This is a genomic window from Streptomyces sp. AM25, assembly GCF_058146165.1.
Window position 1 is genome coordinate 84,508 of record NZ_JBKIWN010000014.1, and the last position, 19,227, is coordinate 103,734.

General features: G+C 70.1%; 26 protein-coding genes and 1 tRNA gene. 5 read left to right on the forward strand and 22 right to left on the reverse strand.

What is annotated here, in order from left to right:
• Positions 1–12: 12 nt before the first annotated feature.
• The 3 genes from ACLHRZ_RS19450 to ACLHRZ_RS19460 all read left to right on the forward strand — a co-directional run bounded on the left by ACLHRZ_RS19450 (position 13) and on the right by ACLHRZ_RS19460 (position 2,622).
• The gene (locus tag ACLHRZ_RS19450; protein WP_490419746.1) at positions 13–1,629 is read left to right on the forward strand and encodes a S1C family serine protease; all 1,617 of its coding nucleotides are present in this window, start codon (positions 13–15) and stop codon (positions 1,627–1,629) included.
• Between the two features lie 56 nt (positions 1,630–1,685).
• Positions 1,686–1,775 (forward strand) — tRNA-Ser (locus ACLHRZ_RS19455).
• A gap of 274 nt (positions 1,776–2,049) precedes the next feature.
• Positions 2,050–2,622 (forward strand): hypothetical protein, encoded by a 573-nt coding sequence (locus ACLHRZ_RS19460; RefSeq protein ID WP_490419747.1) that lies wholly within the window; start codon positions 2,050–2,052, stop codon positions 2,620–2,622.
• 101 nt (positions 2,623–2,723) lie between these two features.
• Here the strand turns inward: ACLHRZ_RS19460 and ACLHRZ_RS19465 are convergent, their stop codons facing one another.
• The 21 genes from ACLHRZ_RS19465 to ACLHRZ_RS19565 all read right to left on the reverse strand — a co-directional run bounded on the left by ACLHRZ_RS19465 (position 2,724) and on the right by ACLHRZ_RS19565 (position 16,842).
• The gene (locus tag ACLHRZ_RS19465) at positions 2,724–2,990 is read right to left on the reverse strand and encodes a hypothetical protein (RefSeq protein WP_490419748.1); all 267 of its coding nucleotides are present in this window, start codon (positions 2,988–2,990) and stop codon (positions 2,724–2,726) included.
• A gap of 44 nt (positions 2,991–3,034) precedes the next feature.
• Positions 3,035–3,481: a DUF6228 family protein gene (locus ACLHRZ_RS19470; protein WP_490419749.1), complete on the reverse strand. Its 447-nt coding sequence runs from the start codon at positions 3,479–3,481 to the stop codon at positions 3,035–3,037.
• Between the two features lie 42 nt (positions 3,482–3,523).
• Positions 3,524–4,945: a tyrosine-type recombinase/integrase gene (locus ACLHRZ_RS19475; RefSeq protein WP_490419750.1), complete on the reverse strand. Its 1,422-nt coding sequence runs from the start codon at positions 4,943–4,945 to the stop codon at positions 3,524–3,526.
• On the reverse strand, positions 4,939–5,145 hold the full coding sequence (locus ACLHRZ_RS19480) for a helix-turn-helix transcriptional regulator (RefSeq protein ID WP_490419751.1): 207 nt from the start codon (positions 5,143–5,145) through the stop codon (positions 4,939–4,941). The genes ACLHRZ_RS19475 and ACLHRZ_RS19480 overlap by 7 nt, the downstream gene beginning before the upstream one ends.
• Positions 5,142–5,321, reverse strand: coding sequence for a hypothetical protein (locus ACLHRZ_RS19485; RefSeq protein ID WP_490419752.1), 180 nt, complete (start codon positions 5,319–5,321; stop codon positions 5,142–5,144). Before ACLHRZ_RS19485 ends, ACLHRZ_RS19480 begins: the two co-directional genes overlap by 4 nt.
• A gap of 3 nt (positions 5,322–5,324) precedes the next feature.
• Positions 5,325–7,199: an AICE element replication initiation protein gene (locus ACLHRZ_RS19490; RefSeq protein WP_490419753.1), complete on the reverse strand. Its 1,875-nt coding sequence runs from the start codon at positions 7,197–7,199 to the stop codon at positions 5,325–5,327.
• The gene (locus tag ACLHRZ_RS19495; protein WP_490419754.1) at positions 7,196–8,113 is read right to left on the reverse strand and encodes a bifunctional DNA primase/polymerase; all 918 of its coding nucleotides are present in this window, start codon (positions 8,111–8,113) and stop codon (positions 7,196–7,198) included. The genes ACLHRZ_RS19490 and ACLHRZ_RS19495 overlap by 4 nt, the downstream gene beginning before the upstream one ends.
• 460 nt (positions 8,114–8,573) lie before the next feature.
• Positions 8,574–10,631 carry a plasmid transfer protein TraB gene (gene traB / locus ACLHRZ_RS19500; RefSeq protein WP_490419755.1) on the reverse strand — a complete coding sequence of 686 codons (2,058 nt, stop codon included), beginning with the start codon at positions 10,629–10,631 and terminating at the stop codon, positions 8,574–8,576.
• A 49-nt stretch (positions 10,632–10,680) separates the two neighbouring features.
• On the reverse strand, positions 10,681–11,274 hold the full coding sequence (gene traA, locus ACLHRZ_RS19505) for a plasmid transfer protein TraA (protein WP_490419756.1): 594 nt from the start codon (positions 11,272–11,274) through the stop codon (positions 10,681–10,683).
• Positions 11,274–11,777, reverse strand: coding sequence for a hypothetical protein (locus tag ACLHRZ_RS19510; protein ID WP_490419757.1), 504 nt, complete (start codon positions 11,775–11,777; stop codon positions 11,274–11,276). Before ACLHRZ_RS19510 ends, traA begins: the two co-directional genes overlap by 1 nt.
• Positions 11,777–12,433, reverse strand: a complete 657-nt coding sequence (locus tag ACLHRZ_RS19515; protein ID WP_490419758.1) for a diguanylate cyclase domain-containing protein — start codon at positions 12,431–12,433, stop codon at positions 11,777–11,779. Before ACLHRZ_RS19515 ends, ACLHRZ_RS19510 begins: the two co-directional genes overlap by 1 nt.
• On the reverse strand, positions 12,430–13,413 hold the full coding sequence (locus tag ACLHRZ_RS19520) for a DUF2637 domain-containing protein (protein WP_490419759.1): 984 nt from the start codon (positions 13,411–13,413) through the stop codon (positions 12,430–12,432). The genes ACLHRZ_RS19515 and ACLHRZ_RS19520 overlap by 4 nt, the downstream gene beginning before the upstream one ends.
• Positions 13,414–13,421: 8 nt before the next feature.
• The gene (locus ACLHRZ_RS19525) at positions 13,422–13,661 is read right to left on the reverse strand and encodes a hypothetical protein (protein ID WP_490419760.1); all 240 of its coding nucleotides are present in this window, start codon (positions 13,659–13,661) and stop codon (positions 13,422–13,424) included.
• Positions 13,662–13,758: 97 nt separating this feature from the next.
• Positions 13,759–13,965, reverse strand: a complete 207-nt coding sequence (locus tag ACLHRZ_RS19530) for a hypothetical protein (protein WP_490419761.1) — start codon at positions 13,963–13,965, stop codon at positions 13,759–13,761.
• 5 nt (positions 13,966–13,970) lie between these two features.
• Complete coding sequence (locus ACLHRZ_RS19535) at positions 13,971–14,447, reverse strand: hypothetical protein (RefSeq protein WP_490419762.1); 477 nt, start codon at positions 14,445–14,447, stop codon at positions 13,971–13,973.
• Complete coding sequence (locus ACLHRZ_RS19540) at positions 14,444–15,199, reverse strand: exonuclease domain-containing protein (protein ID WP_490419763.1); 756 nt, start codon at positions 15,197–15,199, stop codon at positions 14,444–14,446. Before ACLHRZ_RS19540 ends, ACLHRZ_RS19535 begins: the two co-directional genes overlap by 4 nt.
• Positions 15,196–15,321, reverse strand: coding sequence for a hypothetical protein (locus ACLHRZ_RS19545; protein ID WP_490419764.1), 126 nt, complete (start codon positions 15,319–15,321; stop codon positions 15,196–15,198). Before ACLHRZ_RS19545 ends, ACLHRZ_RS19540 begins: the two co-directional genes overlap by 4 nt.
• Positions 15,318–15,614 (reverse strand): hypothetical protein, encoded by a 297-nt coding sequence (locus ACLHRZ_RS19550; protein ID WP_490419765.1) that lies wholly within the window; start codon positions 15,612–15,614, stop codon positions 15,318–15,320. Before ACLHRZ_RS19550 ends, ACLHRZ_RS19545 begins: the two co-directional genes overlap by 4 nt.
• A gap of 113 nt (positions 15,615–15,727) precedes the next feature.
• Entirely contained in the window at positions 15,728–16,114 is a 387-nt protein-coding gene (locus ACLHRZ_RS19555) for a hypothetical protein (RefSeq protein WP_490419766.1), read from the reverse strand.
• Positions 16,111–16,455, reverse strand: a complete 345-nt coding sequence (locus tag ACLHRZ_RS19560; protein ID WP_490419767.1) for a WhiB family transcriptional regulator — start codon at positions 16,453–16,455, stop codon at positions 16,111–16,113. Before ACLHRZ_RS19560 ends, ACLHRZ_RS19555 begins: the two co-directional genes overlap by 4 nt.
• A gap of 174 nt (positions 16,456–16,629) precedes the next feature.
• The gene (locus ACLHRZ_RS19565) at positions 16,630–16,842 is read right to left on the reverse strand and encodes a hypothetical protein (RefSeq protein ID WP_490419768.1); all 213 of its coding nucleotides are present in this window, start codon (positions 16,840–16,842) and stop codon (positions 16,630–16,632) included.
• Here ACLHRZ_RS19565 and ACLHRZ_RS19570 point away from each other — a divergent pair.
• Both ACLHRZ_RS19570 and ACLHRZ_RS19575 read left to right on the forward strand, forming a co-directional pair.
• A complete protein-coding gene (locus ACLHRZ_RS19570) occupies positions 16,841–16,987 on the forward strand; it encodes a hypothetical protein (protein WP_490419769.1) in 147 nt (48 codons plus the stop codon). The genes ACLHRZ_RS19565 and ACLHRZ_RS19570 overlap by 2 nt on opposite strands.
• A gap of 304 nt (positions 16,988–17,291) precedes the next feature.
• Positions 17,292–18,425 carry a helix-turn-helix transcriptional regulator gene (locus ACLHRZ_RS19575; protein WP_490419953.1) on the forward strand — a complete coding sequence of 378 codons (1,134 nt, stop codon included), beginning with the start codon at positions 17,292–17,294 and terminating at the stop codon, positions 18,423–18,425.
• Here ACLHRZ_RS19575 and ACLHRZ_RS19580 read toward each other — a convergent pair.
• Positions 18,409–19,218, reverse strand: a complete 810-nt coding sequence (locus ACLHRZ_RS19580) for an NUDIX domain-containing protein (RefSeq protein ID WP_490419770.1) — start codon at positions 19,216–19,218, stop codon at positions 18,409–18,411. The two genes, ACLHRZ_RS19575 and ACLHRZ_RS19580, sit on opposite strands and share 17 nt — an antisense overlap.
• Between the last annotated feature and the right edge of the window lie 9 nt (positions 19,219–19,227).

Here is a 19,227-nt window from a genome sequence, read left to right on the forward strand (position 1 = left end):
GAGGAGACAACTGTGAGCACCGAGAACGAGGGCGCCGCCGTTCCGACCCCGGACTCAACGGGTGCGGGCCCTGTTCCGCCGGTCCCGGCGGCCCCGCCGGCCGTCGGCGCCGACGGCGCTGCGGCGCAGGCCGGCGCCCCGGCGGATGCGGTGCCGGGCTCGGCGCCGCACCCGGCGGAGCCCGCCACGGCGCAGCTGCCTGCGGCTTCCCCGGAGGGGACGGCCGGTGCTCACGGCGGTGCGGCGCAGGCGCCTGCGGCTCCTGCGGGCGCCGAGGGTGCCGGAGTGCAGATGTCCAAGCCCGAGGTGCCGTACGGGCCCCCGGCCGGCGTGCCGCAGGCGGACCCGCACACTGCGCAGTTCGCCGCCGCCGCACCCGGCGCGGCCCCGTACGGCGCGGCACCGCAGCAGTCCGCCACCGGCGCCTGGTACGGCGGGCCCGACGGGCCGCAGGGCCCGTACGGCGCCACCGACCCGTGGGGCGCGCCCGCGCCGCAGCGCAAGCGGAGCGGCGGGCTCGTGGCGGCCGTGCTGGCCGCGGCCCTCATCGCGGGCGGCGTCGGCGGCGGCGTCGGCTACTGGGCCGCGAACCGCACCGACAACAACGGCTCGACGACCGTCTCCGCCGCGGGCGACCCGAAGGTGGAGAGCCGCTCGCCCGGTTCGGTCGCGGACATCGCGAGCAAGGCGCTGCCGAGCGTCGTCACCATCGAGGCGCAGAGCAACAACGGCGACGGCGGCACGGGCACCGGCTTCGTCTACGACAAGCAGGGCCACATCCTCACCAACAACCACGTCGTGGCCGCGGCCGCGGACGGCGGCAAGCTGCAGGCGACGTTCTCGGACGGCAAGAGCTACGACGCCGAGGTGGTCGGCCGGGCCCAGGGCTACGACGTCGCCGTCATCAAGCTGAAGAACCCTTCCGGCGCCAAGCTCAACCCGCTCCCGCTCGGCGACTCCGACAAGACGGCGGTGGGCGACGCGACGGTCGCCATCGGCGCGCCCTTCGGGCTGTCCGGCACGGTCACCACGGGCATCGTGAGCGCCAAGAAGCGCCCGGTCGCCTCCAGCGACGGCGGCGGCAGCGGCCAGGCCTCGTACATGAGCGCGCTGCAGACGGACGCGTCGATCAACCCGGGCAACTCCGGCGGCCCGCTGCTCAACGCCCAGGGCGCCGTCATCGGCATCAACTCCGCGATCCAGTCCGCGAACAACGGCGGCGGATTCGGCGGCGGCCAGGGCCAGTCCGGCAGCATCGGCCTCGGCTTCGCGATCCCGATCAACCAGGCGAAGAACGTCGCCGAGCAGCTGATCCGGGACCGCACGCCGATCTACCCGGTCATCTCGGCCACGGTGAACATGAAGGACTCCGGCAACGGGGCCAAGATCGCCGCCAACGGCGCCAACGGCAGCCCGGCCGTCACCGCCGGCGGCCCGGCGGACAAGGCCGGCCTCAAGCCGGGCGACGTCATCACCAAGCTCGACGACCAGAAGATCGACGGCGGCCCGACCCTGATCAGCGAGATCTGGACGCACCAGCCCGGCGACAAGGTCACCGTGACCTACATCCGCGACGGCAAGCAGGCGACGACGGAGATCACGCTGGGCGAACGCAAGGGCGACAGCTGACCGTCCGCCCGCCGTCACCCGGTAGGCTGTCCCCGCGCTGCCGCGAGGCGGTGCGGGGAGGCTTGCCCGAGCGGCCGAAGGGAACGGTCTTGAAAACCGTCGTGGCAGCGATGTCACCGTGGGTTCAAATCCCACAGCCTCCGCCAGTCCTGCATTAGGGCAGGTCACAAGGGGTGCCAGCCTTCGGGCGGCACCCCTTCTGCATTCGAACTGTCTCACGGTTTCTCGCTTGTGCCCCGGTCCTGACCAGTGTCTGTTCCCCAGGTGTTCCCCAGGAACTGCCGTGGTGCTGGCTCACCGGCCGCGTGGTGAGCTCTACTTGCTCCTGCTGCCGGACCGGTTCGGGCGTTTGCCGGTCGTCGGCGTCGCGACTGGGGCACCCTCTGGGCCGTGGACACGTTGCGGCGATGAGGAGGGGCCATGGGGTGGGAGACCGAGGAGTTCGGGGCGTCCCATGAAGGCAGGGCCGGCGCGGTCCTGGTCGACGGCAGCGAGCCCAAGCCGGTCTACTTCGACGGGGCCAGCGCCGTGGGGCAGTACCTCAGTGAATGGTGGGTCTACGACGGCACGTTGGGTGCCCCGCGGGCGACCCACCTACGGGGCTCATGCTCGTGCGGCTGGCGCGGCGAGAGCCTTTACGCGATCGACTGGGAGCAGGCGGCCGAGAGCCGGTACAACGTCGACACATCAGGCCCGTGCGACGACTGGGACCGGCACATCAGCGAGGTTCAGTCACGATCGGTACCGTTGCCCGCCGAACTGGAAGACCTACTGGAACGGCTGAACGAACAGCTGGATGCCCTGGCCGACGATGCCCCGCTGGCTGCGCTGAAGGCCGTCGCTGTCCTGGAGCGAACTGCCGCGGGCATCGGACGTATGGCTGCCCACAATGCAGGGGCCGACGATCTGACGTGGGAAGAGATCGGAACAGCCCTGGGGCTGACCGAGAAAGAGGCCCGCTCGCGCCTGAGTCGATACAGCTTTGGATGCTGACACAGGGCCCGTCCGAACGGCCACGTGACTGTCTCACGCCGGGGCTGTTTTCGGGCCGTGGACGGGATGATCTGACAGACGCCAGCGGGGGCCTTCCGCCGTCAGTATTCGTTGAAGCCTCGGGCGGCATCGTAGATATCGGCGCCCACAACGACTACGGAATGCCAGGTCACGATGTACTGGATGTTGAGGCGGCCGGACCAGGCCGAGCGTATGACGTCGTCGTTCGTGTACGAGAGGTGGGTGCCGGGGCCGTAAGGCTCTTCGGTGACCTCGTGGACGAGACGCATCAGCGAATGGCGGTCGTCGGCTGGGAGGTAATCACGGAACCTTGCCACCTGTTCAGTGAACTCGAAATAACGCTTCATTGCGGTAGTACTCCAGCGGTGGCCCGGCCTGGGAGTTGATCCGGCTACTGGGCCTGGCTCGTGAGGAAGGTGTGGATCTCGGCGGCGAGGTTTCGCATCTCCTCGCCGGCTGCGTGCACAGTGGTCGTCTCGAAGTGCCATTCCTCGGAGGGAGGCCGATCGTGAATGCCCCATGTCAGGTGGACGTAGCCGCCGGGGCGGTGCTCCGCCGAGAGGGTCAGATCGTGTTCGAGGGAGCGCCAGGTGCGCGCTCCCTCCCAGCCCCGGAAGTCCTCGGCCAGCGAGGAGAGAAAGGTGTCGAGGCCGTCGCCGTCCCAGGTTCGCACCAGGGTCTCGACGCTCACCCATTGCCCACTCGCCCTCACTAGGAAGTCGAGTGTCGGGTCGTCCCCGTACGGCCGCGTTGTCTTGGAGAACAGCAGGTGGACCGGTCGCGGTCCAGGTTCCCCCACCCGGACGACAAGGCTGCCGGAAGCGTCGTGGTCGATCATCTGAACAGGTTAGAAGAACGACCGCGGTCGGACACGGGAGTTTCAGGCGGACTCGATGTTCTCTTCGTGCAGGGCCTTGGAGATGAGCGCATTGGCATGGCCCTCGCGCCCGCGCAGGATTTTCGCGTAGACCCGGTACAGAACAGCGAGGCTGTGGCCTGCCCGGCGCGCGACTTCCGGAGGGTCGATCCCTGCCCTGATCCAGAGCGAGATCCCGGCGTGGCGACCTTTGTACGGGACGTCCGCAAGCGGTGTCTTGAGCTCCTCCGGGGAGAGGACTTTCTCCCGAGCCGCCTGCCACAGTTCGCAGTACTCGGTGGACCGGACACGGCCCCCCTGTACGGCTCGGAAGAGCCGGCCGTCGGTTGCTGCGCCGTGCGTCTTGATGTGCTCGCGCAGCATGCGTACGAGTTCGGGCGGGATGGGCACTGAGCGCGTGGCCTTGCGGGCACGGCGTTTCAGCCCGCGTTTCTCGTAGGGAAGGCCGTTATCCGTCCAGCCGGAAGCTACCTCCGGCCGACTCTCTTCTAGAAGGAGCTCACCCCACTCCTCGTCTGCCTCGTCACTCTCCTCGGGCAGGATGCAGTCGGATTCCTTCAAGGCGGCACTCTCGGCCGGCCGTGTCGCGGCGTAGTAGATGCAGCCGAAGAATGCTTCCAAATGTTCGCCGCGCGCGCCCTGTTCGCTGACGGCCGCGATGAGTTCGCGGGCCAGGCGAGGACCGGGGACGAACCGGAAGTCCACCTCTTCGTCGGTGTCTGGCACCTGCCAATCGACGCGCTTGAGCGGGTTGACGTCCAGCTGTTCTCGCTCGATGGCGTAGACGAACGCGTTGTTGAGGATCATCCGCTTGCGTCGGAAAGTGTTCTCCGCCGCGTTGTCGCCGTTGAGCGTGCGGGATATGGCTTCGAGAGCGCGGCGTACGTGAACCGGACGAGCGGCCTCGGTGATGGGAAGGGAGCTCTTGGCTATCCAGGCCAAGGCGTGCTTGATCTCTGTTGGCGGCTCTTCCACATCTGCGCGAGCCACCAACTCGCCCTGCTCTGTACGCACGAGCCGAAACGCCCAGGCGTACAGGGCAGCACGGAGGAGGTGACGCTCAGGGGCGCCCGCGGCGCCGGCAGGGACGAGTGCCGGGGTCACGGTGGCCAAGGCGTCGGCGATGCTGGCTCTGTGCTTCGCCGCCGCCCGCGGCCACTTCATTTGGGCGTAGTCACGAGCGTGTTGGTACCACGTGACAGTGTTCTGGGCCCGCAGCTCCGATGAGGGCAAGCCCTGGTCGATGTCGAACTGCTCCCCGCGCTGCAGCGCAGCCATCAACTGCGAGCGTCGGCCGTCGGCCTGAGGCTTGAGGCGGTAGCTCTTCGAGTGCTTTCGGGGCCCGACCTTCCAGTGAAGCCGGTAGGGCTTCGGCCGATTGGTGCGGATCTCCAAGTCGTAGATCCGCACATCGAACGTCAGCAAGTGAGGTTCTCCTCATGGTCGTCGAGCCACCTGTCGACATCGGTACGACGGAAGCGCAGATGTCCGTTGGGGAGCTTGATGCACCTGGGGGCCTGGCCGCGGGCGCGCATCCGGTAGAACGCGGCTCGGGACATGCCGAGTTCGTCGAGAACGTCGGCGAGCTTCAGGTGCGGTTCGCGGGCACGGGACACGGTGGTCATCCCTCCTCGGCGGTCGCTATGTCGGCGGGCGGGTTGACGGTCAGATAGATACGGACGAGTCGGCTGGGCGGTCGGTCGTGGTAGGTCCGGCTCGTGTCGAGGACGTCCAGGACGCGGCCGAGGTGGTCGGCGGTGCGTCGGCATTCGTCTTCGGTGCCGTGAAGGCGGATGCGCATGGGTCAGCTCCTGGGCGTGACGGTGGGGTCGCAGCCGGGGTGGGTGGTCTCGCCGGCGGTGATGAGGAAGTCAGCGAGCGGGGTGTCGCACTCGGTGCAGCGCTGCGCGGGGGTGGCGTCCTCAGAGAGGTGCTGCAATCCAGCGCCCGCAGCACCCGCAGCACCCGGAGAGCAGTGTTTGGCCTGGTCAGGAGTGGTTTCGGTTGCGGGTGCTGTGGATGGCGCAGCGCCCGGTGCGGTGCCCGCAGCACCCGGTGGGGTGGGTTCGCGGGTGCTGCGGGTGCTGGTGCGGGTGCTGGGGTGTGAGTCAGCGCCCGCAGGTTCCTGCTGGTCAGAGTGGGTTTCGGGTGCTGCGGGTGCTCCGGGTGCTGGATTGCAGTGCCTCTCTGTGGCCGTGAGGCGGTAGAGGCGGGAGCGGTTGCCGTTGGGCTGGCGTTGGGAGTCGTCGAGGTTGATGCCGACGGTGCGCAGGGCCGGGGCGAGGCGCTTGAGCTGTCCGGCGGCGCGGGTGGGGTCCTTGGGCCACTTCTTGGGGAGCTTCTCGGGTGCGGCGACGGCTTCCATGAGTTGGGCCGCGGTGACGGTGACGCCGTTGGGGCCGGCTGCGTGGACGAGGTCGACGACGGCCTGGGCGAAGGGTTCGCCGTCGAGGACGTCGGCGACGGCGTCGGCTGCGGTGGCCTTGTAGGAGTTGAGGGTGTTCCATCCGGTGACGTGGTCGACGGCGGCCAGGACGCGGGCGAAGTCGGCCATGCGCGGGCGCTCGGTTAGTTCGATGTCCGGCAGGACCTTGAGGACCTGGGCGAGGAGGTCGAAGAGGCTGGCGAGGATGGCGGGGTGGGCGTCGGCGTAGGCCTGGTCGAGTTCGGCTTCCTCGCGGCGTTTGTGGTCGGGGATGAGCTGCAGCTCGATGGTCAGCAGTCGCTCGGCCAGGTCGCCGGCGAGGGCTCCGGCGTCGATGGTGGTCATGGCCAGGACGCGGCGGAATTCGAGTACGACGACGTCGTCGTCGGTGTACAGGGCACGGTCGACGATGCCGTCGCCGGTGACGGCGCGGCACAGGGCGTCGGAGAGCCAGTCGGGGACGACGGAGATGTTGTCGAGGCAGATGGCCCAGGAGTTGAAGGCTTGCACGGCCCAGGACTTGAGGTCACGGGGTGCGGTGCGTTTGGGGGCGCCGGAGGGGTCGACGATGCCGATGACCATAGCGGCGCCCTTGGATTTGCCGGTTCCCTGTTCGCCGCGGAAGGCGAGGATCGGGTGGGGCAGGTCGGGGATGAACGCGGCGACGAGCCAGGCGGCCAGGAGCTGGAAGCCTTCGTCGGTGGTGTTGAGCAGGCCGCGGAGTTGGGCCAGGCCGTCGCCGTCGCGGACGGGTTCGGGCAGGGGCTTCATGGCGCCGGAGCGGCGGAAGGTGACGGGGGAGGCGGGCAAGCGTTGCCAGCCGGCGGTGTTGACGGCCACGCAGCGGCCGTCGGTGGTGCCGAGGTCGATGATGATCTGCTCGTCGTGGCGTGCGACGCGCAGTTGGGGTGTGCGGGGGTCGGCCATGGAGGCGACTCCTTCGAGAACGGTCATGGCGTCGGCGAGGGCCGACTGGGAGGGGACGGTGCCGTTGTTGGTGTCGGCGAAGATGCGGGCGAGCTGGGAGCGCAGGCCGGCCTTGCCTCGCAGGGGGAGGGCGAGGTTGGGACCGCCGACGGTGACGCCGTAGGGGCGGCCGTCGTCGGACATGAACAGGTCGTAGCGTTCGCGGGCGAGCGCGGCGAGCAGGGAGGCCTGGGACGGGCCCTTCTTGTCGGGGTCGACGCCCTGGTCCTGCAGGAGTTGGCGGGCGAGATCGTTCGTGCTGGCGGGGCTGTTGTGCTGTGTGCTCACGCGTTGCTCCGCGGGGTGGTGCGTGCGGCGGATTCGACGGTGGCGCGGGCTTCCGGCTCGGGCAGGCCCTTGTGGACGGCGGCCTGGATGAGGGCGGCGGCGATGTTCTCGGCGTCCGGTCCGCCGGTGGTGTAGGCGCGGCAGGCGGCCCAGTACAGGCGGTCGTTGCGGCCGCTGCCGTTCTTGCCGTTGGGAACGGAGTCCAGGACGAACTGCACCAGGGCCGTGGCGCGTTTCCCCGAGGTCCCGAGGGGTGAGTTGAGCCCGCGGGGCGGGTGCGGTGGGGGCGGGGTGAGGAGCTGTAGAAGCTGTGGGGGGACGTGCGCGGCGGGAAGGTCCGGGGAGTTGGGGTCGAGGAGGTAGCGGCCGGCGGTGGTGAGGGAGCCGGGGCCGACGAGGTATCCGCCGGAGCCGCGGACGTCGATGCCCGGACGTAGCTTGCCGACGGAGTTGGGGATACGCGTGTTGGCGGGGCCGGAGAACCATCGATGCTGGCCGCCGCTGGGGGTTAGCACGGTGACGGTGTCGGGGAGGGCGAAGCCGTGGGCGTCGGCGAGTTCAGCGAAGGCGGTGATGCCGTCCTGGCCGTGCTTGACGTCAAGGTCGATGCCGATGAGGTGGTGCGGGGGCCGGCCACAGGCGATGCCGAAGCCGGTGGCCCAGGGTGCGGCTGCGAACAGGGCCTGGATCGCGTCGGGGTTGGTGGTGGCGTCGTGCACACCGTGCCCGATCCGCCCGCACTCTCCGTGGCAGCGGCGGTGAACGGGGGACTCGTTGCGGTGGGGTGAGCGCACCGCGGGAAGTTTGGTGCGCGACAGCGGGATCACGGGGAGGTCCTTGCCCGCGGCGGCGAGTGCTTGGGCAAGCGCGGCGCTGTGCGCGGGCCGTGAGGGGTGGTGAGTGCCGTGGGGCATCGGATTTCGTGTCTCCTGTCGGCGCAGTGAGGGCTTGGCATGGCTCTGCGCGTGTCGCTGGTGTCTCCATTTCGAAAAGACGGGTCAGCCCTCGAATCTGTCTCACCCCCCTGACCTCGCAGGGGCACGAAGAACATGACGTAAGGGTTCGGCGCCTGGTATTCGCGCGTACGCGGGCACACGCATTGGATGAGTGCAAAAAGCACCCCCGCATGCTCGAAGTGACGCCGTCGTCTTGGCCTTGCGCGGCCGTTTGCCCTGTGGATTTGTGGTGTTGGACCACTGATTCGCGGCCGCAGGTGTGAAAACGATCACTGCTGGACGTGCGAGGTCGGCGGGTGTCAGGGGTGTCACGTCGGGGTGTCAGACGCGTCAGACGGGGCTCGCGTACGTGTGTGACCCGCGCGTTGGGGGCCCGGCGCCGTCAGGAGTGTCAGACGCGTCTGACGCGTCAGGGCCGTCAGGCGGCCTCGTCGTCGCGGACGATCAGGTACTCGCCGGTTTCACCGGTCTCGGCCAGGCGGCCGGCCATGATGAAGGCGGCGACTTGGCCGGAGACCCAGGAGCGAGAGCGGCCGTGGCGGTCGCAGTGCTCCATGAAGTCGAGGGGGCGGATGAGGGTGCGGCCTTCGGCTTCGAATTCGTCGAGGATTTCTTCCATAGCCTGGCGGGCCTGTGCGGGGGTAATCCGCTCCTGGGGGTTTTCCTGGGGGCGTTCGGCGAGTTGGACGATGTGGGAGACCTCGGGGATTTCGTGTTCGGGGTCGATGCCGTCGTCGTCATCGTCGTAGGGCCCGCCGTCGTCCTGGTGCTCGTACTCGTTGGTGTAGTCGTCTTCGTCGTCCAGGTCGTGGGGCCCGTGGTCGTAGGTGGGCACGGTGTTCTCCTGCGGGTCGGTGTCGGTGGTGCCGGGCAGGGGGTAGCGGGTGCGCTGGGTGAAGTGGCGGCCGGCGGCGCGTGCGGCGGCCTTGGTGGTCACGGGGTCGAGGGCGGCGCGGACGGGTGCGAAGGTCAGGACGGCCCACTCGGTGTATTCGCGGGGGGTGAGGTAGGAGCGGGCGGGGGTGGCCCAGAAGGTCTCGGGGACGCCGTTGGCGACCAGGTAGCAGTAGCCGGGCTTCTTGTCCTTCCACACGTGGGGGCAGGCGCCTGCGTCGAGGACGTCGTCGTCCAGGGCGAAGGTGGCGTCGCGCTCGTTGCGCACGCCGTAGCACCAGCTGGAGCCGAGGGAGGCGCGGGTGTCGGTGGAGACCTGGTTGTGGGAGGCGCGCTGCAGGGAGACGACCAGGCTGATGCCGGCGGAGCGGACTTCCTGGGCGATGCCGGTGAAGACGTCCTCGTCAGTCTCGCGGATCGTCTTGGCGGCCTCTTCGAACCAGCAGAGCAGGAAGGGCATACCGGGTGAGCCGTCGGCCTGGGTCTGGGCGCACTCGGGGACCCACTGCTTGTAGCCGTACTTCGCGAGCCAGGCAGTGCGGGCCGGGATGGCGGCCTTGATGGCCTCGATCATGGCTTTGGTCGACTTCATGTCGAGCGCTGCCCAGTCGATCGCGGGCAGCAGCGGGCCGAGCACCTGGTCGGCCTTGGAAGGGTCGGAGGCCCACACGACGACGTCGGTGCGGGAGAAGACTTCGGTCAGGGCGGTGATGCCACCTTCGGACTTCCCCGAGCCGGTCATCCCCATGACCAGCAGGAGCGTGGTGTTGCGGGGGGCCGCTGGGTCGCCGGGGAAGTACAGGATGGCGGGGGTGCCGTCTTCGTAGAGGGCGACGACGACGGGGTCGGCGATGGAGCCGCCGGGGTGGGAGGGGCCGGGGTAGGGGACGGTGTTCTTGAGCAGGTCGTGGGGGACGACGGTGAGCTGGACGCGGGACTCTGATTCCGGGTCGGGCATGACTCGGATGGCGCTCTTCGGCACGTCCAGGGCACTGGCGAGCAGTGGGGCGGCCTTGCTGACGTCCTCGGCGGTCAGTTCGCCGCGCGGGAGCTGCAGGTCGAAGGTGGCTTTGTTGGGGGCGACGGTGCTGCGGGTGATCTGGGATTTGGCCAGGCCGACCTTCTCCAGCAGCCCGCCGTCCGCGCTGCCGGCCACAGCGTCGGGGTTGCGGCGCAGGACCTGGCGGATGTTCCAGGACAGGGCCAGGGCGGGGGTGCCCATGAAGTACAGGCCGCCCAAGGGGCCGGCGTCGGGTCCGGCGATGGCTGCGGCGGTGAACCAGGTGGAGCCTGCGGCGATGGTGATTGCGGAGTGCAGGCGGCGTTGGGAGCTGGTGGCCTTGCCTGCCCACCAGGTCACCCCGGTCAGGGCCACCGAGGCCAGGGTCAACCCGGCTGCGGCGGCAGCGTTGTTGGCCCAGTAGGCGTGTGCGGGGAGGGAGGCCAGGCCGGTCCCGGTGCCCGCGAGCCACGGGGGCAGGTGCGGCTTGACGCGGTGGAGCAGATACTCGACGACGCCGCCGCTGCCGGATGCGGCGCGCAGCTGCTCTTCGTGGAGCTGCTCGGGGGTGGTTGGGGGCACGGCCCTCGGGCCTCCTTCACGTGCGGGGGTGGACCGGTTGCGTGTGGGGTCAGCCGTTGAAGTCGAAGCGCCGGCTGGTGGGCCGCTGGCGGGTGCGGTAGGGGGCGAGTTCGGGGTCGAACTCGCGCTGGAACGCGGCGTAGGTGGCGGCCAGGTTCTTGGCGGTGTCGCGGGTGTCCTCGGCGGCCTTCTTCATCCGCTTCGCCACCCGGCGGGCGCGCATCCGCGAGCCGAACGCCTTGCCCTCGGGGTCCGGGACTTCCTTGAGGACGGCGTGCAGGATCTCGGAGGCGTTGGCGAGTTCGAAGGACAGCTGCAGGAACAGCTGCCGGCCTCGCTCGCAGTAGTTGCGGATGTCGACGTTGGAGAAGAACTCCGGGTCGGCCAGCGGGCTGTGACCCTGGCGGCTGCCGCCGTCACGGCGGAAGAACCCCGAGCCACCGTTGGCGCCACCGCCGCGGCCACCGTTGGTGCCGTTCGGGCCGCCGACGTGGAAGTGGTACTCCCGCGTGCGGTTGGTCGTCCGGTACCGGTTACCGGCACCACGGGTGCCGTTGGTCTTCTTCCAACCGTTCTGCTGCTGCCCGCCGGGGCCCGGGCCCCAGGGCCCGTTGAAGGGAGGCGGCGGAGGGGGCGTGGTCATCAGTCGGTCTCCTCAGTCGAGTTGGCGGTGGTCCGGCGGGTGCGCAGCCACAGCACGTGGCCGGTGATAGTGAGCAGCAGCCACACCAGCGGCAGGACGCTGGTGAACGGGCCGAAGGCCACACTGGCCGCGGCCCACGCACCGACGACCAGCACCGCGGTGGCCAGGGCGTAGCGCCAGGCCTTCACACGCCGGGCCTCCGCGGGGCGCTGGCGCTCGGCCCAGACCAGCCAGAGCGGCCCCGAGACGGCGACGACGGCGAGCACGGCCCACAGCTGCGGGGCGGCGGCGTGTGCGACGGCGGTGGCCAGCAGGCAGGCGATCGCAGCCGTGAGGGGGAAGAAGGCGCGGCGGCGCTTCCAGGCTGCGCGGCCGATAGCGAAGGCGAGACGCTGGCGCCAGGTGAACTGCTCGGGCAGCACCACCACGACCGGGTTCTGCCTGGACCCGAAGCGCTGCTTGGGGATGCGGACAGTGGTGGTCTCACGATCGAACAAGGCCATCACCGCGCCCCCTTCCGGCCCGGGGCGGACAGGGCCGTGCCGGGGCGTCCGATCCGGCGGCCGCTCACGGTGGCGTAGACGTCCATGGCCAGGGCGTGCTGCCAGCGGGTGCCGAGGCGCTTAGCGCGGTACATCGCCTCGTCCGCACCCCGCATCAGGCCCGGAAGGCCAGCGCCGGGACGGTCGGTGGTCCGGCAGATGCCGATCGAGGCGCTCGGGTAGACGACCGCGGTCCCGGACTCGACCGGCTCGGCGAGCTGCTTCCACAGGCCCCAGAACAGTTCGGTGTTCAGGTCGGTGTCCGGTGTCAGCCGTATGACGGCGGCGAACTCGTCGCCGCCGAGCCGGGTGGCGAAGCCGTGCCGTCGCGCGCACCAGGCGTCGAGCCGCTGGGCGACCGCGGTCAGGGTCTCGTCCCCGGCACCGTGTCCGTAGGTGTCGTTGATGTCCTTGAAGTCGTCCAGGTCCAGCAGGAGCACGGCGGCGTGCGGGTGGCAGGTGGCGCGCAGGGCCCTGCTGGTGAACTCCGCGCGGCACATCAGGCCCGAGACGGGGTCGGTGCGCACGGTGCGCAGGCGGCGTGCCAGGAACAGGGCATGGGCGGCCCAACCGGCCACGGGCGCGGCGATCGGCAGGGCTTGCAGCAGGGGGGTCATGCGGCGTCCTCCTTCACGATGTCCTCGTGCTGCGGGGTGTGTTGTGGCGCGTCGGTGGTCATGGAGCGGGGCTCCTCATCGGGGTCAGCGGAGTCGTGGTGGTCAGGGGTCTCGTCTGTGCTGGTGGGCGCCGGAACGGGCAGGTGGATCGGCTGCGGGCCGGGCTCGTCGGGCACGGCGGTGAGTTCGGGCACGGGCTGGGGGTTTTGGGTGGCGGCGTCGCGGATGCGGCCGGCGCGGCCGGTGCCGATGCCGTAGGTCTTGATCAGCCACGTCGCCGAGACCTCTCCGCCGTCGGCCAGGCGCTGCCGGGCAGCGGCGATGAGCTCTTCGTCGCTCTTGCCGGGCGGCAGGGCCTGCCGCCGCTTGCCCGCAACGGCCCCTCGGCGGAGGTGCCGCGGCTGCGATACCCCACGGGGAGCGCGGGGCTCAACTGAAGTGGGCGGCGGGACTGCCGCACCGATCTCGTCGGCAGCCTGCCGCGACGGGATGGCAGGGGGCTCTTCCCTGTCGACGGTGGCAGGGGCGCCGTCGGCTGCGGAAGTGTCGGTGATTGGGGTGCTGGCAGGGGGCTGGTTGCGCAGGTGTGCCATGTGGACCAGCAGGCCCAGGACCACGGGCGGGATCGCGGAGACCGCCACGATCAGCGGCCACGACACCGTGAGCACCTTGGCAGCGGACGCGTGGTCGACGGCGTTGCCGGCGACCGAGAGCGCGATGCCGCCAACGGCGTTGTACTTAGCCCAGGTCCGGGCATGGGCGTTGCGGGTGGAGCGGCCTAGCCACACGCGCACGGCGGTCATGGCGTAGGCGTCGACGGTCAGCGGGAGCAGCCAGGACAGCCAGGTCCACCAGCCGGTTCGCAGCGCGAGGTCCTGCAGGGCGGCGTAGGAGGACGCGGCGGCGGCCAGGCCCACGGCGCTCATGCCGGCATCGAGCATCCAGTCCCGGCGGACGTCGGGAATCTCGGGTGTGGTCATGGCGTCGTTCACCGGACCGCGTCCGACAGCATGGCGAGGGTGGTCGTGGCGACCGTGGTCACGGTCTTCTTGGCGCCGTCGGCGAAGCTGGTGCCGGTCAGGAACAGGCCGATCAGCAGGCCGACGAGCAGGGTCGACCAGCGGTGCCCGACCCACACGCACATCGCGATCCCCAGGGCGATCAGCAGCAGGGTGATCGACACCGTCACCGCGGGCGTAGCGGGTGCGGCCAGCAGGGTGGGAAACATCAGCAGGGGTCTCCGTCTCAGGCGAAGAGCAGCAGGGTGAGGGAAGGGGCCCGCCCCGGGCGCGGGGTCGGCGGGGCTTCGGGGCGGGCTGGTAGGGCTACTGGTCGTCGTGGCGTTCGTGCTGGGCGATGACCAGGGAGAGCAGTCCGGGGTCGGTGGCGAAGCCGATGTAGACGCCGACGGCGTCCCACACGTGCCAGCGGACGGTGAAGTGCCCGGGGTTCTGCGTGCCGACGGCGAGGTAGCGGCCACGGCGGAGGACCGGGTCCGTGATCACGATGCCCTCGGGCAGGGGAGAGCTCATGCCGATCACTCCTCCGGGGCCTCGTGGCGGTCCGACGGGGCGCACAGCCCCTCGCATGCGGTGTTGTTGATACCGCCGAGGACGAAGGCCAATTCGTACTCGGTCTCGACCACGTCCTCGATGTAGTTGCCGCAGCCGCACGGGTGCAGCAAGGTCACGGTGTGCCCGCAGTCGCACGCGGCTTCCTCGCAGTTGTCCTCGATGCGGTGCATCAGGAACAGGTCGGCTCCGAGGTGGGCCACGGCCATGGGGTGGGAGTGCTCCGCCCCGCTGGGGTAGCCCCGCCAGGCCTCGGCGGGCAGGACCTTGCCGAGGATGCTCCAGAACCGGTTGATGACGAAGTTGCTCGCGGTGACCGCTGCTGTCTGGCGCACGTAGGCCTCCCGGCGCCAGCGCTGCTCAGCGAGGTCCCGGTCGGTCCGGCGCCGGTAGTCGGCGGCGAGCTCCAGCAGGTGCGTGATCGAGGTGGTGGTCTCGGTCATCGTGCGGCTCCTTCCGGGGAGTTGGCGGTGCCGGTGGTGTGGGGCACGTAGGGCCAGGCGGGTTCGACGTAGGCGTTGGGGTTGCTGCGGCGCAGGTAGGTCTGCAGGCCGGCGGCCTGCTCGGCGGCGCGGGTGACCTGCAGGGCGTGCAGGGTGTGCGGGTCCATGGCGCCGAGGCGGGGGTAGAGGTGTCCGAAGCGCCAGGCCAGGCGTGCGGCGGCGAGGGCGTCGGCGGTGGCGTCGTGGGCGAGGTCGTGGCGGACCTTCCAGTGCGCGCACACGTCCGGCAGCCGGCGGGAGCCGCGGCGGTAGGGCTGTACCTGCTTGTCGATGACCAACGGGTCGATCACCGGGGCCAGTTCGCCGCCCTGCAGGCGTTCGGGCAGGGGGACGAGGTCGTGGCGGCGGCATTCGCGGTCAAGCAGGGTCAGATCGAAGCGGGCGTTGTAGACCACCAGCGGGGCCCCGTCGCCCATGAGCGACGCCAGCAGGCTCGCGATCTCCCCGATCGCTTCGGCCGCCGGTCGTCCCTCGGCGCGGGCGCGTTGGGTGGTGATGCCGTGGACCGCGGTTGCCTCGGCGGGGATGTCGGTGTCGGGGTTGATGAGCCAGGTGGTCACCTGCGGGTCCGCCCCGTCGCCGACGGCGGCCACGGTGGCCGCGACCAGGCGGTCGGTGTCCCAGCTGGTGCCGGTGGTCTCGGTGTCGAAGGCGACTAAGCGTCCGTCGGGCCAGGAGAAGGTGTTGCTCACTGCGGGTCTCCGTTCAGGCCGTTGGAGTGGCAGGTGTGGGTGCGGGCGGCGCGGCGAGCCGCGTACGGCCGACGGTAGGAACGGCGCCAGCCGCACACCCGGCAGCGGGTCCGGGCGCTCACGCGATCCGCCTCCCCACCACCGGCGCCCCGGCCGGGCCGAGAGCCTCCAAGGCCTGCGCGGTCAGCTGCGGCGCGTACTGCGGGAGCGCGTCGAGCCGGTCGAGGGCGTCGACGAGGACGGACATCGGGTCCGTCTCGCCGTCCCAGTGCGCGGTGACGGCGGTGCGGGCGGCGGCCAGGAGCTCGGCGTGCTCGTGCCGCAGCTCCGCCAACTGCCCCTGCAGCTGGGTGGTGTAGCGGGTCAGCGAGGAGATGGTCGGCCTGGGCGGGTGGGACTGGTCGGGCATGGACATAGAGGGCAGCCTCCAGACGAGATGGGACAGCGCCCCGGGCCTGCGCGGGCAGGGCGAACCGGCAGGCCGGACAGACCCGGTGGCGCTGGGGAAGGTCGGATGGGCTGGGTGGATCAGCGGCGGCGCGTCAGCCGCTGCGGCTGGGCCTGGTCGCGGAGCAGGGAGCGCAGCACCACGGCGGCAACCGTCAGCGCGAGCGCTGCGGTGGCCACAGCGGCGGCCACCACGGCGACCGAGAGCAGCAGGGCGACCAGGACGACGCCGACGACCAGGGCGCCGGCCGCGCCGACGGCCACGGCGGTGGTCGGGGACCACTTCACCGCACCGTGCGACGTGGGAGCGGCGCTGCGGTCGCACTGGCACACCGCGCAGTGGTGACCGACTGTCGGCGGCACCGTCATCGGCGCCGGGTAGATGGGCCGTCCGTAGGCGTCGAGGACGGCCGGCACCGGGCCCTGCTCGTACGGCTGCGAGGACGAGTGCGGGAGAGGGAAGCTCATGCCGCCATCCCCTTCGCGCACTGCGCCTCACGCTCGTCGGCCGTCAGACCGCCGAAGACGCCGTAGGCCTCCCCGTTGGCCAGAGCCCGCGCCAGGCAGGCGACCCGCACGGGGCAGGACAGGCAGATCTTCTTCGCGGCGTGGACCGCGGACGGGTGGTTGTCGAAGAACAGTTCCGGATCCGTCCCGGCGCACACCGCGCCGTCCAGAACCGCCAGGTCCACACCGCCGGCCGCCGGACCGCCCGGACGGGACAGACGCGGCGACACCCAGCGCGACTTGGCGATCTGCAGGTGCGGGTGACGCAACCCGCGGATGGCGTGCTCGTAGGTACGCGGCATCTCAGCGCACCTCCGCACGCTCGATACGCGAGGTCGGCGACCACTCGTGCCCGCAGGACCCGCACATCTCCCGAGCCGCCGTCCGGCACCGCGAGACCTGCACCCCTCGACCACAGCGCGGGCACCGGGCGGCACGGCACACCGGCCGCCGCTCGAAACCGACGAAGGCCGACATCACGCCGACACCTCGGCCACACGCACCGGGTCCGTGTCCACCGAGACGGCTGCGAAGACGGTCACGTCCAGGCCCTGCAGCCGGCCACGCGCCTCGAAGTGCCACCCGTTGCCGGACATGGCCTTCAGATGCGGGTCCGACCCCAGCGCCCGGGCCACGCGCGCCACGGACGGGAACATCAACTGGGACGGCAGGAACGCGAACTGCAGCATGACGCTGTCGGTGTGGACCGTCAGCGACGGCGCGGGCAGCCCAGGGAACCTGTCCAGGAACTCCGCCACCTTCGCCAACGTCGCCGTCAACTCGACGGCCGACGGCACGGAGACGGGCTGGCGCCTGGGCAAGGGCGTACGCTGATTGAGCATCGTTGAACTCCTCTGAACGGGACTCGATGCTGGGCCCGCGGGTGGCAGCCCGCGGGTTCTTTGCGCCCCATCTGGTGCGCACCAGTAGCGTGCTCCTGGTGCGCACCAGATGCAAGGGTGCGTGCTCAAGAACTTTTGAACTCGTCGTTCCTGCGCGCTTCTATCGAACCGCTAGAGCCAACGCCCCGGTAGCCAACAGGGGTTAACACGATTCTTGTTAACCCCTCCCGACCTGCTGCTATGTGAGGCATCCTGCTCGGAGGACCTAACAGGCAGGCTCTGTGGGGGCGTTGATAGTGGCTGAGGGACTACGGCAAGCCCGGTCGGCACGAGGCTGGTCGCAGGAGCGGCTTGTGCGTGAGATCGAGCGCCACGCGCGACAGCACATGCTGGACGTGGCTTCGACGGCCAGTCTGCGTGTCTACGTGTCCGAGTGGGAGAACGGGAAGCGTGCCATCTCCCGAAGGTACGCAGCCATCCTGCGAGCCCTGCTCGGCATCACGGACCAGGAGCTGCTGGGGCAGCGCTCTTCAGCGGAGCCATCGCCCCTCGCCGGCGGTTACGACGACCTGGTGAGCCGCATCGACTCTGCTCGGAGCGTAAGCCTGTCCATGGTGAAGACGTTCATGGATCAGACCGAACTGCTGCGAACCATGGACAGGGAGATGGGGGCCGCAGGCCTCGTGGACCAGATGGCGGGGCACCTCGCGAGGCTTGAGGATGCCCTGACCTTCGCGGTACTCCCGGATACTCGCCGCCCAGTGGCGCGAGCGCTGGCCGGCGCGGCGACGCTTGCCGCATGGCAAGCGCTCGACGTTGGCGCCGTGGAACGTGCTTGGCGACACTACGAGTTGGGCAAGCGTGCCGCCCAGGAGGCGGATGAGCCCATGTATCTCGCCCACGCAATGGCCGAGCAGGCATACGTGCTGTGTGATGCGGGTCGGCCGGAGCTTGCCGTTGATCTCGTGCAAGACGCGTGGCGAGTCGGTGGCACTCGGATATCACCGAGGCTTCAGGCCTGGCTGCATGCGGCGGAAGCAGAGGTCTGCGCGCGTGCCGGGCTGGCGGACGACTGCCGCAGGTCGCTCGACAAAGCGGCGGCATGCCTGCCCGGCGGTGAGGAATCTCGCGATCCCGACATGCTGAGCATCTTCCTCAACGGAGGGCACCTGGAGCGATGGCGCGGGAACGCCCTTGCCACCCTGGGCGACGACGAAGCAGTCGGCAGCCTCTACGCCGCGCTGGAGGCGCAGGACCCTACGTTCATCCGAGCTGCGTCGGGACTGCGCTGCGACCTTGCTCAAGCTCACCTTGTGCGCGAGGAGTTCGACCAGGCGCAAGAGCACTTGCGGCAGGCGCGACTGCTGGCAAGCCGCACCGGATCGGTGCGGCACCGCCGACGGATCGAGCAGCTCACCGAGCGGCTGTAGCGGTCCCGGCCTGCCGGTTCGCCAGCAGGTGGAGCAGGGCTACGAGCGTTCCCGAGCCCATCAGTTCACCACGGGCCATGAGCCCCGGGATATCCGCCAGGGGCACCCAGGCAACGTGGCCGGCCTCTTCCACGTCCGTCGGGTCGCCGATGTGCTGGGCACCCTGGCCGACAAAGATCTCGTGCGGGGAGTCGACCATGCCGACCATGGGCTGATAGGTGACCACATGCTCCAGGGCCGTCGGTCGCCAGCCGGTCTCTTCCTCGGTCTCACGGAGCGCGGTGGTCAGAGCATCCTCTCCGGCGTCCACGATGCCGCCCGGGAGCTCCCACCCCCACTTGTCCGGCACAAAGCGGTAGCGCCACAGCATGAGCACGCGGTCTTGATCGTTGACAACGGCGGTGATGGCGACGTGGTGCAGGCGCACCACGTGGTGCTCGAAGCGCTCGACCCCTGGCGGCTCGACGTCGACGAGGTCGAGCTTCACCCAGCGGTTGTCGTAGATGGTGCGCTCGCCGTGGATCTGCCACGGTTCCAGCTCTCCGGGAGGGCTGACGGTCATGTTGTCGTCGCCGGCTTCGGCATGCGATGACACGGTGTACGAACTGCGGCCGTGCACCTCCAGGACTCCCTCAGCGATGAGTCGGGCGAGCACCTGCCGCAGTGCGGTACGCCCGATGTCGAGCTGCTCCACGAGCGTGCGCTCCGACGGAAGCTTGTCCCCGGGCGAGAGCTTCCCTGAACTGATCCACTCCCGGATCGTTCTGTCGACCCGCGCCGTCTTCGGTCCCATCCGCTGAGA

Coding starts and splice junctions, on each gene's coding strand:
- ACLHRZ_RS19460 (WP_490419747.1), top strand. CDS start 2,050: ATGGGGTGGGAGACCGAGGAGTTCGGGGCGTCCCATGAAGGCAGGGCC.
- ACLHRZ_RS19465 (WP_490419748.1), bottom strand. CDS start 2,990: ATGAAGCGTTATTTCGAGTTCACTGAACAGGTGGCAAGGTTCCGTGAT.
- ACLHRZ_RS19470 (WP_490419749.1), bottom strand. CDS start 3,481: ATGATCGACCACGACGCTTCCGGCAGCCTTGTCGTCCGGGTGGGGGAA.
- ACLHRZ_RS19480 (WP_490419751.1), bottom strand. CDS start 5,145: ATGACCACCGTGTCCCGTGCCCGCGAACCGCACCTGAAGCTCGCCGAC.
- ACLHRZ_RS19485 (WP_490419752.1), bottom strand. CDS start 5,321: ATGCGCATCCGCCTTCACGGCACCGAAGACGAATGCCGACGCACCGCC.
- ACLHRZ_RS19495 (WP_490419754.1), bottom strand. CDS start 8,113: ATGCCCCACGGCACTCACCACCCCTCACGGCCCGCGCACAGCGCCGCG.
- traA (WP_490419756.1), bottom strand. CDS start 11,274: ATGACCACGCCCCCTCCGCCGCCTCCCTTCAACGGGCCCTGGGGCCCG.
- ACLHRZ_RS19510 (WP_490419757.1), bottom strand. CDS start 11,777: ATGGCCTTGTTCGATCGTGAGACCACCACTGTCCGCATCCCCAAGCAG.
- ACLHRZ_RS19515 (WP_490419758.1), bottom strand. CDS start 12,433: ATGACCCCCCTGCTGCAAGCCCTGCCGATCGCCGCGCCCGTGGCCGGT.
- ACLHRZ_RS19520 (WP_490419759.1), bottom strand. CDS start 13,413: ATGACCACACCCGAGATTCCCGACGTCCGCCGGGACTGGATGCTCGAT.
- ACLHRZ_RS19525 (WP_490419760.1), bottom strand. CDS start 13,661: ATGTTTCCCACCCTGCTGGCCGCACCCGCTACGCCCGCGGTGACGGTG.
- ACLHRZ_RS19530 (WP_490419761.1), bottom strand. CDS start 13,965: ATGAGCTCTCCCCTGCCCGAGGGCATCGTGATCACGGACCCGGTCCTC.
- ACLHRZ_RS19535 (WP_490419762.1), bottom strand. CDS start 14,447: ATGACCGAGACCACCACCTCGATCACGCACCTGCTGGAGCTCGCCGCC.
- ACLHRZ_RS19550 (WP_490419765.1), bottom strand. CDS start 15,614: ATGTCCATGCCCGACCAGTCCCACCCGCCCAGGCCGACCATCTCCTCG.
- ACLHRZ_RS19555 (WP_490419766.1), bottom strand. CDS start 16,114: ATGAGCTTCCCTCTCCCGCACTCGTCCTCGCAGCCGTACGAGCAGGGC.
- ACLHRZ_RS19560 (WP_490419767.1), bottom strand. CDS start 16,455: ATGCCGCGTACCTACGAGCACGCCATCCGCGGGTTGCGTCACCCGCAC.
- ACLHRZ_RS19570 (WP_490419769.1), top strand. CDS start 16,841: ATGACGCTGTCGGTGTGGACCGTCAGCGACGGCGCGGGCAGCCCAGGG.
- ACLHRZ_RS19565 (WP_490419768.1), bottom strand. CDS start 16,842: ATGCTGCAGTTCGCGTTCCTGCCGTCCCAGTTGATGTTCCCGTCCGTG.
- ACLHRZ_RS19580 (WP_490419770.1), bottom strand. CDS start 19,218: ATGGGACCGAAGACGGCGCGGGTCGACAGAACGATCCGGGAGTGGATC.